The organism is Allosphingosinicella sp. (assembly GCF_036387215.1).
GTDB lineage: Bacteria > Pseudomonadota > Alphaproteobacteria > Sphingomonadales > Sphingomonadaceae > Allosphingosinicella.
This window is the reverse complement of the sequence record NZ_DASVUE010000186.1, coordinates 1-9,204: the sequence shown is the minus strand read 5'-3', so window position 1 is coordinate 9,204 and position 9,204 is coordinate 1. Positions and strand designations below refer to the sequence as shown.

At 65.7% G+C, this 9,204-nt stretch carries 11 protein-coding genes and 1 pseudogene; 5 read left to right on the top strand and 7 right to left on the bottom strand.

Annotation, left to right across the window (positions count from 1 at the left end; all coding sequences use genetic code 11):
* The 4 genes and pseudogenes from VF662_RS07595 to VF662_RS07580 form a co-directional block, all read right to left on the bottom strand.
* A pseudogene (locus tag VF662_RS07595) lies at positions 1 to 187 on the bottom strand (hypothetical protein); the annotation flags it as partial.
* Between the two features lie 16 nt (positions 188 to 203).
* Complete coding sequence (locus VF662_RS07590; protein ID WP_464139507.1) at positions 204 to 1,616, bottom strand: pyruvate dehydrogenase complex E1 component subunit beta; 1,413 nt, start codon at positions 1,614 to 1,616, stop codon at positions 204 to 206.
* Positions 1,616 to 2,698 carry a pyruvate dehydrogenase (acetyl-transferring) E1 component subunit alpha gene (gene pdhA / locus VF662_RS07585; RefSeq protein ID WP_464139505.1) on the bottom strand — a complete coding sequence of 361 codons (1,083 nt, stop codon included), beginning with the start codon at positions 2,696 to 2,698 and terminating at the stop codon, positions 1,616 to 1,618. Before pdhA ends, VF662_RS07590 begins: the two co-directional genes overlap by 1 nt.
* A gap of 89 nt (positions 2,699 to 2,787) precedes the next feature.
* Positions 2,788 to 3,081, bottom strand: coding sequence for an FtsB family cell division protein (locus VF662_RS07580; protein WP_464139503.1), 294 nt, complete (start codon positions 3,079 to 3,081; stop codon positions 2,788 to 2,790).
* A gap of 293 nt (positions 3,082 to 3,374) precedes the next feature.
* Here VF662_RS07580 and VF662_RS07575 point away from each other — a divergent pair, with 293 nt between their 5' ends.
* The 5 genes from VF662_RS07575 to VF662_RS07555 all read left to right on the top strand — a co-directional run bounded on the left by VF662_RS07575 (position 3,375) and on the right by VF662_RS07555 (position 5,779).
* Positions 3,375 to 4,145 (top strand): hypothetical protein, encoded by a 771-nt coding sequence (locus tag VF662_RS07575; RefSeq protein ID WP_464139501.1) that lies wholly within the window; start codon positions 3,375 to 3,377, stop codon positions 4,143 to 4,145.
* A 2-nt stretch (positions 4,146 to 4,147) separates the two neighbouring features.
* Positions 4,148 to 4,546 (top strand): phage holin family protein, encoded by a 399-nt coding sequence (locus tag VF662_RS07570; RefSeq protein WP_464139499.1) that lies wholly within the window; start codon positions 4,148 to 4,150, stop codon positions 4,544 to 4,546.
* Positions 4,543 to 4,935 carry a hypothetical protein gene (locus VF662_RS07565; protein WP_464139497.1) on the top strand — a complete coding sequence of 131 codons (393 nt, stop codon included), beginning with the start codon at positions 4,543 to 4,545 and terminating at the stop codon, positions 4,933 to 4,935. The genes VF662_RS07570 and VF662_RS07565 overlap by 4 nt, the downstream gene beginning before the upstream one ends.
* Positions 4,932 to 5,468 (top strand): hypothetical protein, encoded by a 537-nt coding sequence (locus tag VF662_RS07560; RefSeq protein ID WP_464139495.1) that lies wholly within the window; start codon positions 4,932 to 4,934, stop codon positions 5,466 to 5,468. The genes VF662_RS07565 and VF662_RS07560 overlap by 4 nt, the downstream gene beginning before the upstream one ends.
* An 89-nt stretch (positions 5,469 to 5,557) precedes the next feature.
* Complete coding sequence (locus VF662_RS07555; RefSeq protein WP_464139493.1) at positions 5,558 to 5,779, top strand: DUF4170 domain-containing protein; 222 nt, start codon at positions 5,558 to 5,560, stop codon at positions 5,777 to 5,779.
* A 3-nt stretch (positions 5,780 to 5,782) separates the two neighbouring features.
* Here VF662_RS07555 and VF662_RS07550 read toward each other — a convergent pair whose 3' ends face one another.
* The 3 genes from VF662_RS07550 to carB form a co-directional block, all read right to left on the bottom strand.
* Positions 5,783 to 6,424, bottom strand: coding sequence for a rhomboid family intramembrane serine protease (locus VF662_RS07550; RefSeq protein WP_464139491.1), 642 nt, complete (start codon positions 6,422 to 6,424; stop codon positions 5,783 to 5,785).
* 75 nt (positions 6,425 to 6,499) lie between these two features.
* Positions 6,500 to 6,979 carry a transcription elongation factor GreA gene (gene greA, locus VF662_RS07545; protein ID WP_464139489.1) on the bottom strand — a complete coding sequence of 160 codons (480 nt, stop codon included), beginning with the start codon at positions 6,977 to 6,979 and terminating at the stop codon, positions 6,500 to 6,502.
* A gap of 83 nt (positions 6,980 to 7,062) precedes the next feature.
* On the bottom strand, positions 7,063 to 9,204 hold a 2,142-nt coding region (gene carB / locus VF662_RS07540), incomplete at its 5' end, for a carbamoyl-phosphate synthase large subunit (RefSeq protein ID WP_464139487.1).

Genomic DNA, 9,204 nt, shown 5'->3' with positions numbered 1-9,204 from the left:
CCGAGTCCAGCTTCACAAGCGAATCGCGCCACCAGGCGAGCTTGATCCGGCTGATCATCGGCTCGCGCCCGCCGGCAAGCACCGCTCCCAGAGCCACATCGAGCCGCCAGAGCGCCCCAACGGCGGCCCGCCTCGCCGCGGGTACGTAGGTGAGAACAAGGGCGCGATCCGCGTCGAGCTGCGGCACTCCCGGCTGCATGTCGTCAGGCGCGGTAGAGGACCTTCTTCGCGGCCGCGACGACGTTCTCCACTTTGATCAGGGCCATCTTCTCGAGATTCGCCGCATAGGGAAGCGGCACATCCTCGTCGGTGACGCGCAGCACCGGCGCGTCCAAATCGTCGAACCCTTCCTCCATCGCCGTCGCCATCAGCTCCGACGAGATCGAGCAGACCGGCCAGCCCTCCTCGACGCAGACCATCCGATTGGTCTTGGCGAGCGAGCGGAGCACCGTCTCCTTGTCGAGCGGGCGGAGGGTGCGAAGGTCGATCACCTCGGCCTCGATGCCCTGCTCTGCAAGCTGCGCGGCGGCATCGAGCGCGACACCGACGCCGATCGAATAGCTGACCAGTGTCACGTCCCGGCCCTCGCGCGCGATCCGAGCCTTGCCGATCGGAAGCACATAGTCGTCGAGCTTCGGAACATCGAAGGTCTGGCCGTAGAGCAGTTCGTTCTCGAGGAAAACAACGGGATCCTCGGTGCGGATCGCAGCCTTGATGAGGCCCTTGGCGTCGGCCGCGGAATAGGGGCTGATGACGATGAGACCCGGCACATTCGCATACCAGGGGCCGAAATTCTGGCTGTGCTGGGCTGCGACGCGGGAAGCGGCGCCGTTGGGGCCGCGGAAGACGATCGGGCAGCGCATCTGACCGCCCGACATGTAGTTGGTCTTGGCCGCCGAATTGATGATGTGGTCGATCGCCTGCATCGCGAAGTTGAAGGTCATGAACTCGACGATCGGCCGAAGCCCGCCCATCGCCGCGCCCGTACCGACGCCGGCAAAGCCGTATTCGGTGATCGGTGTGTCGATTACGCGGCGCGGGCCGAACTCGTCCAGCAGCCCCTGGGTAACCTTGTAGGCGCCCTGATATTCGGCCACTTCCTCGCCCATCACGAACACGCGGTCGTCCGAGCGCATCTCCTCGGCCATGCCGTCGCGGAGTGCCTCGCGGACCGTCTGGCGGATCATCTCGGTGCCTTCCGGCACCTCCGGTTCGACGCGGAGGCTGGCGGGCTCCTGCCCTTCCTTCGGCCGGGCCTGCACGGTCGCCTGCTGCGCCTGCGCTTCCTCCGCTGGGGTGGAAGCAATGGCGTGGCCGTTGTCCTCGGGCGCCGCCGCTTCGCGCGCGCCACCGGCAACGCCGTCCGCATCTTCGCCCTCCCCGGCCAAAATGGCGATGACGGTGCCGACCTTCACCTCGTCGGTGCCTTCGGGAACGAGGATCTTGGCGACCGTGCCCTCGTCGATCGCCTCAAACTCCATCGTGGCCTTGTCGGTTTCGATTTCGGCCAGGATCGTGCCGGAGGTGACCTCGTCCCCCTCCTTCACAAGCCATTTGGCGAGCGTGCCCTCCTCCATCGTGGGAGAGAGGGCGGGCATCTTCAGTTCGATCGGCATCAGTAGGTCTCGACCAGCACGTCGGTGTAGAGTTCGGAAGCGTCGGGCTCGGGCATCTGCTCGGCAAAGTCGGCGGCTTCGGTGACGATCCGCTTGATCTCGTTGTCGATCTTCTTGAGCTCGTCCTCGGCGACGCCGGCGGCTGCAAGCTCGCGCTTCACATGCTCGATCGGATCCGATTTCTCGCGCACCGCCTGCACTTCCTCGCGGGAGCGGTACTTGGCCGGGTCCGACATGGAATGGCCGCGATAACGGTAGGTCTTGAGCTCCAGAAGGATGGGACCCTTCCCTGCCCTTACCCACTCGAGCGCGGTGGTGGCGGCGCCGCGGACGGCGAGCACGTCCATGCCGTCGACCTGAATGCCGGGGATCCGGAAGCTTTCGCCGCGCTTGTAGAGCTGGTCTTCGGCCGAGGAGCGGTTGACGCTCGTGCCCATCGCATATTGGTTGTTCTCGATGACGTAGATCATCGGCAGCTTCCAGAGCTCCGCCATGTTGAAGCTCTCATAGACCTGGCCCTGGTTAGCCGCGCCGTCGCCGAAATAGGCAAGGCAGACGCCCCCGTCCCCGGCATATTTATGCTTGAAGGCAAGGCCGGTGCCGAGGCTCACCTGTGCGCCAACGATGCCGTGGCCGCCGTAGAATTTGTGCTCGACGCTGAACATGTGCATCGAGCCGCCCTTGCCCTTGGAGATGCCGGCGGCGCGGCCGGTGAGCTCGGCCATGATCACCTTCGGATCGATGCCGTAGGCGAGCATGTGGCCGTGGTCGCGATAGCCGGTGATGACGCTGTCCTTGCCGGGCTCCATTGCGGACTGAAGGCCGACCGCCACGGCTTCCTGGCCGATATAGAGGTGGCAGAAGCCGCCGATGAGGCCGAGGCCGTACAATTGCCCGGCGCGCTCCTCGAAACGGCGGATGAGCAGCATCTGGCGGTAATATTCCATCAGCTCTTCGCGGCTCGCCTGGTGCCGCTGGGGCTCGGGCGGACGCTCGCGATTGGGGCGAAGGTCTGAAGTCGGGGGCGGCGCTGCCGTAGCGTCGGGGGTGTTGGCGCGCTTGGACGATGCTGCCTTAGCCAAGGCGGTTCCTTCCGGGTGCAATGGGTTGCGGCTCTATGGCGGCAAACGCAGGGGGGCGCAACATGGCTCCCCGGCCCTTTGCAGTCGGATCAATTGTCGATGTTGATGATCACTTCGTCGGGCCGGACGAGGCCGAGCTCGGTCCGGACCATCTCTTCGGCGAGGTCGGGATCGGCGCGGCGCGGATCGAGCAGCTGCGCGCGGTGCGCAAGCCGGGCCTTCTCCTGCTCCAGCTGGGCGAGCTCGACGGCACGCTCGTTCTTGATCCGGCGGTAATCGCCCCAAGACAGGATGCCGTTCGTCCCGACCACGGCATAGCCTAGGAAGTTCGCGATGATGAGGAAAGCGACCGCCGGGAGCGCAGCCCGCTTGATCGCCGCCAATGTGTTTCTTGTGCCCGCCGCCATTGGTTAACAGAATCAGGAAAGCCGCTGCAAATCAAGCCCTTTCTGCTGTTGAAACCGTCCTTCCGCCAGATTTCGGAGCCGAGCCGCGTTCGCTGCTGGCCCGCGGCGCCATTGTTACACTTACGTCACGACCTATATCGCTTTCGGGACGACGGTTCGAAGGATGACTCGGCAGCGGCAACTTTCCTCAATGTAACGGAACGGAAGCCGCGTCGAAGGTGTTCTCGAAGCCGAATCCACCAGCAGTTATCAGTAACGGAGGAACCCCTATGCCTGCTCGCAACCCGGAACTGCCCGAGGGCACGGACCACATCATCAACGGCGCTATGGAAACAGGAGCCGGATCGGATGCGAGCACCGGCTCTTCAGGCGGCAGCGGCGGCTTCGTCGGCGGCGGCGCGGGCGGCAACGGGGGCGACGATACGGGAGGAGCGACCTTGGGCGCAGGAACGACGGTAACCTATTCGGGTGCGACTGGCGGCGGCAATGAAGTCGGCGGCACCGGCGGCGGCGGCGGTGCTTCCGGCGGAGGCAGCGATGGCTCGGGCGGCGGCTCCGGCGACGGCGGCAGCGGCGCGCCGATCAAGCAGCAGCTCCGCGACGGTGTCGACAACGTGCGGCAGCAGGCCGGGGACAAGATCCGTACCTATGCCCTCACCGGCAAGGACAAGGCCACGACTGCGCTCGACGATCTCTCGCAGGTGGTCAACGATGCGGCGACGCAGATCGACGAGCGGCTTGGCGCGCAATATGGCGATTATGCCCGCCGCGCCGCCGGCGCGGTCACCGATTTCGCCGACACGCTCCGCAACAAGGAAGTGGACGAGCTGTTCGACGACGCTCGCGAGATCGTCCGCAAGAGCCCGGGTATTGCGATCGGCGCAGCGGCGGTGGTCGGCTTCACTCTGGTCCGGCTCATCAAGGCCGGGCTCGACGAAACCGGCAGCAGCGGTGGCGGCAACGTGAACTTCAAGCCCGAAGGCGGCCGCAACATCGACTTCGAGCCTGCCGGCGGCAGCGGCTCCGGCTCGGGCGCCTGATCTTGGACGCCCGGGTCCAGACGCCCCGGCCCGACGATCCGGCTGACGCATCCATCGGCGACCTGTTTCACCAGCTGGTCGACGATGGCCGCAGCTTCGCTCGCGCCGAGGCGAACCTCTACACGCAGATCGCCCGCTACCGGGTCGGCAAGGCGAAGAACGGGATCATTGCGCTTGCTGCGACGTGGTTCCTGCTGAACGCGGCCCTGATCGCATTCTTCGTCGGCCTCGTAATGGGCCTTGCCGAGCTGATCGGGCCGGTGGGAGCAGGGCTCGGCGTCCTCGCGATCACCGGCCTCATCGGCTTCTTCCTCGTCCGCTACGGCATCGGGAAGCTGTCGGCGCTGAGGGGCGACCAGGAGGAGAAGACGGCGCTTAAAGCCGGGGAGCTAAGGGCATGAAGAAGCCTGACGCGGATCTCGCCCGCGCTCAATACGAAGCCATTCAGGCGAAGAAGCGCCTCGCCTCGACGGCGGCGGCGCTTCAGTACCGGCTGAAGCCCGGAACGATCGTCAACAACGCCTGGGAGGGCGTCCGTGACAAGAGCAGCGTCATTGCCGACGATGCACTGCAGGCGGTGAAGGATCGTCCGGCGGCGGCTTCGGGCGTCGTTGCGGCGATCGCAATCTTCCTCGTCCGGCATCCGCTCTGGCGGGCGGCCACGCGGCTCGTCTCGCGCCGCGGCGAGGATGAGGGGATCGTGAAGACGAACCTCGACGGCTACGACAAGAATTACGACCTGACCGCGCCGACGGTCGAGAGGTCAGCTTATGAAGGAGTGAGTGCATGACGACCACCAGCGACAACGCCGGAACCCAGACCACCACCAACAGCGGCACCGAAGAGAGCGGCGGCGGCGGGCGCCTGTCCGCGGCTACCGAACGGGTGCGGGACACCGCAAGTGCCGCCCGCACGCGCGCTGCCGATGCCTATTCGGCCGCGCGCGAACGGACCAGCTCCGCCTATAGCAGCGCCCGGGAGGGCGCTTCGCGGGCGACGCAGCGGACGGCCGAAGGGATCAATTCCAACCCCGAGGCCGCTATCCTGGGCGGTCTCGCGCTCGGCGCAATCCTCGCCGCCGTGCTCCCGAAGACGGAGCGCGAGAGCCAGGCGCTCGGCCAGGTCGGCCGCCGGATCAACGAGACCGCACGCGAAGCGGCGCGCGCCGCACGCGAGGCGGGGCTCAGCCAACTGGAGGAAGCCGGCCTCACCAAGGAAGGCGCCAGGCAGAAGCTGACCGACATCGCTTCGCGCGCGACCGACGCGGCACGGACTTCGGCAACGGCTGCCGCTCAGACGGTGAAGGGCTCCGGGCAGCAATAGTTGCCTCCACCCACGATCATGTTAGGGCCTCGCGAAATCAAAGGTTTCGCGGGGCCTTTTCATGGCCGCTGCTCCATTGCGAGGGTTGAATGAGCAAGCTGCATCTCGTTTTCGGCGGACGCGTCAAGGATCCGCAGGGCCTGGAATTCGTGGACCTCGAGAAGCTCCACGTCGTCGGGCTGTTCCCGGATTATGCGAGCGCGGTCGATGCCTGGCGTGCCAACGCCCAGCGTACGGTCGACGATGCCGAGATGAAATATGTCGTCGTCCACCTCCACCGGCTGCTGGAGCCGGAGCTCGGCGGGAAATAGAGCTCAAGCCTTCCGGTAACGGAGCAGCAGCAACGGCCGAGCCAGCAATATCCCAGCGAGGAAGCCGCCCACGTGCGCGGCGATCGCGATCCGCATCGCCGTCCCCTGGAAGGTAAAGCCGACGATCAGCTGGAGCACGATCCAGCCCGCGGCCAGCCAGAGCGCATTGAGCAGAAGCGCGAGCTTCTGGTTCTGGACCTTCACCCGGTTGCGCCCGAATAGCATCGCATAGGCGCCGAGCACCGCCGAGATCGCGCCGCTCGCGCCAACCATCGGGGTCATGTCGCTGGGATCCGTCGCATATTGCGCCGCCGCCGCCGCATAGGCGCCGACGACATAGAGGATCGCCAGTTGGCGGCTGCCGATGATCGTCTCGGTGGAACGGCCGCAGAAGAGCAGGATCAGCAGGTTGAACATGACGTGCATCAGCCCGCCATGAACGAGCGTCGCCGAAAGCGGCGTCAGGAACGCGGGAACCATGACCGCACCCTCGACCACGCCTTGCACCCGCCAAGGAATGAAGCCGCCCCTCACTGCTGCCGCGTCGCTGAGCCCCAGGCCCCAGGCGAAGAACCAGGCAGCTGCCGTCACTCCGGCGATCGCGAGCGTCAGCCTCGCGTGCCGCCAATCCTCAGGCGGTCGCATGCTACTCGGTAGCCTGAGTTACAGTGCGCACCATATGATGCGGAAAACCAGTTCCCACTTTTCCGGACGATGCGGTCAGATGAACTCGATCTTCTCGATCTCGTAATATTTATCGCCGGACGGCGCCGAGACCTCGACTTCCTCGCCGACGCTCCGCCCGATCAGCGCGCGGCCGAGCGGAGAGGAATAGCTGATGCGCCCCACCTTCGCGTCCGCCTCGGTCTGGCCGACGATCTGGTATTTGATCGGCTTATCGTTCTCATCGATCAGGTGGACGGTCGCTCCGAAGATCACCTTGTCGCCGCTGAGGCTCTTGGGATCGATCACCATCGCGCGGCTCAGCCGGTCCTCGATGTCGGCGATCATCGCCTCGACATGGCCCTGGCGCTCCTTGGCAGCGTGATATTCCGCATTTTCCGAAAGATCGCCATGTGCGCGCGCTTCCTCGATCGCCTCGACGATCGCCGGCCGCTCGACCGTTTTCAGATGCCGCACCTCGGACTGAAGCCGTTCATAGCCTTCGGCCAGCATCGGCATCTTGTCGACGGTCGCCATGGAGAGTGCCTTTCGTCAAAAAACTTCCGTTGGGCCGCCTTTCGATCTGAAGACGCCCGACCGGATCATAATATTTGTGGGGATCACGTTCTAGAGGCGGAATAATAGTCCTGGAGCGAGCGGACTTCAAGACTGTGCCCGCGTTGCGCCGCAATGGCACGCACGACCGCCGCGCTCGATGCCGCGGTGGTGAAGTAGGGCACCTTCGCCATCAGCGCGGATGCCCGGATCGACGCTGAGTCCTTGTGGCTCTGCCAGCCCTCGGTGGTGTTGAAGATGATGTCGACTTCGCCGTCCTTGATGCGGTCGACGATGTGCGGCCGCCCCTGCGCCACCTTGTTCACCCGCTCGACCTCCAGCCCCTGCGCCTGGAGGTAATCCGCGGTGCCGCCGGTCGCGATCACACGGAAGCCGAAGCCGATCAGCGTCCTCACCGCGGGCACGATCGGCGACTTGTCGCTGTCCTTGACGGATACGAACAAAGTCCCCGCCTCGGGCAGCTTCAGCCCGGCGCCGACCTGCGACTTCAGGAACGCCTTTGCGAAATCCCGGTCGATCCCCATCACTTCGCCGGTCGACTTCATTTCCGGTGAGAGGACGGGATCGACCCCCGGGAAGCGCGCGAACGGGAAGACCGCTTCCTTGACGGCGATGTGCGATACGTCGCGGTGGATGGGCAGGAACGTCATCAGATCCTCGCCCGCCATCACGCGCGCCGCGATCTTGGCGATCGGCGTTCCGAGCGTCTTGGCGACGAACGGCACCGTACGGCTGGCCCGGGGGTTCACCTCGATCAGGTAGACGAGGCCGTTCTTGACCGCGAACTGCACGTTCATCAGCCCGCGCACGCCGAGCGCGACCGCAAGCACCCTCGCCTGCCGCTCGATCTCCTCGACGATCGCAGGCTCCAGGCTGTAGGGCGGAAGCGAGCAGGCGCTGTCGCCCGAATGGACGCCCGCCTCCTCGATATGCTGCATCACGCCGGCGATGCAGACATCCTTGCCGTCGGAGATGGCATCGACGTCCACCTCGATTGCGTCGCGCAGATATTGATCGATCAATACCGGGCTGTCGCCGGAGACCTGGACCGCGGTGACGATATAGTCTTCGAGCTGGGCCGGCCCGTCCACCACCTCCATGGCACGCCCGCCGAGCACGTAGCTCGGGCGGGTGAGCACCGGATAGCCGATCCGCTCGGCAACCGCGATCGCCTCCTCGCGGCTTCGGGCGATGCCGTTCTCGGGCTGTTTGAGGCCGAGCTTGTGGACGAGCGCGGCGAAACGCTCGCGATCCTCCGCCAGATCGATCGCGTCGGGCGAGGTGCCGAGGATCGGAATGCCTTCCTTCTCGAGCGCAGCGGCAAGCTTCAGCGGCGTCTGCCCACCGAACTGGACGATCACGCCCGCGAGTTCCCCCTTCGATTGCTCGACGTGAAGGATCTCGAGCACGTCCTCGACGGTCAGCGGCTCGAAATAGAGCCGGTCCGACGTGTCGTAGTCGGTTGAGACCGTCTCCGGGTTGCAGTTGATCATGATCGTTTCGAAGCCCGCCTCGGCCAGCGCGTAGGCGGCGTGGCAGCAGCAATAATCGAATTCGATCCCCTGCCCGATCCGGTTCGGCCCGCCGCCCAGGATCACGACCTTGCGACGGTCCGAAGGCTGGCTCTCATCCTCCGGTTCACCGAAGCTCGGCGCCTCGTACGTCGAATACATGTAGGGCGTCCGTGCCGCGAACTCGGCCGCGACCGTGTCGATCCGCTTGAACACCGGGCGGACGCCGAGCTTATGGCGGAGCGCCCGCACCTCGTCCTCGGTGGTGGCGCCGACCATCGCCTTTACCGCATCATGGAGGAGCCCGTGGCCGCGCGCACGAACCTTGTGCGCGCCGCCTCGGATTCCGGCCGATTTCAGCGCAAGCTCGGCGATGCGGCGGTCGGAGAAGCCCATCGCCTTGAAGCGGCGCATTCCTGCCGCATCGTTCGGCGCCCCGTCCTTGGCCAGCGCGTTCTCGGCGTCGACGATCTCCTTGATCCGCTCAAGGAACCAGGGGTCGTACTTTGCGATCGCATGCACTTCCTGGGTCGTGAAGCCCTCGCGCAGCGCCTGCGCGGCGACCAGCAGCCGGTCCGGCGAAGGGATTGCTAGCGCCGCCTCTATCTCCGCCCGCGGAGCGCCGTAGAGCGCCTTCACGCCGTCGAGCCCTATGAGGCCCGTCTCCAGCCCCCG

What these genes read in the sequence shown, in the direction of transcription:
- VF662_RS07575 (WP_464139501.1), top strand. Translation starts at nt 3,375, where the DNA reads ATGCCTGCTCGCAACCCGGAACTGCCCGAGGGCACGGACCACATCATC.
- VF662_RS07560 (WP_464139495.1), top strand. Translation starts at nt 4,932, where the DNA reads ATGACGACCACCAGCGACAACGCCGGAACCCAGACCACCACCAACAGC.
- VF662_RS07565 (WP_464139497.1), top strand. Translation starts at nt 4,543, where the DNA reads ATGAAGAAGCCTGACGCGGATCTCGCCCGCGCTCAATACGAAGCCATT.
- VF662_RS07590 (WP_464139507.1), bottom strand. Translation starts at nt 1,616, where the DNA reads ATGCCGATCGAACTGAAGATGCCCGCCCTCTCTCCCACGATGGAGGAG.
- VF662_RS07555 (WP_464139493.1), top strand. Translation starts at nt 5,558, where the DNA reads ATGAGCAAGCTGCATCTCGTTTTCGGCGGACGCGTCAAGGATCCGCAG.
- greA (WP_464139489.1), bottom strand. Translation starts at nt 6,979, where the DNA reads ATGGCGACCGTCGACAAGATGCCGATGCTGGCCGAAGGCTATGAACGG.
- VF662_RS07550 (WP_464139491.1), bottom strand. Translation starts at nt 6,424, where the DNA reads ATGCGACCGCCTGAGGATTGGCGGCACGCGAGGCTGACGCTCGCGATC.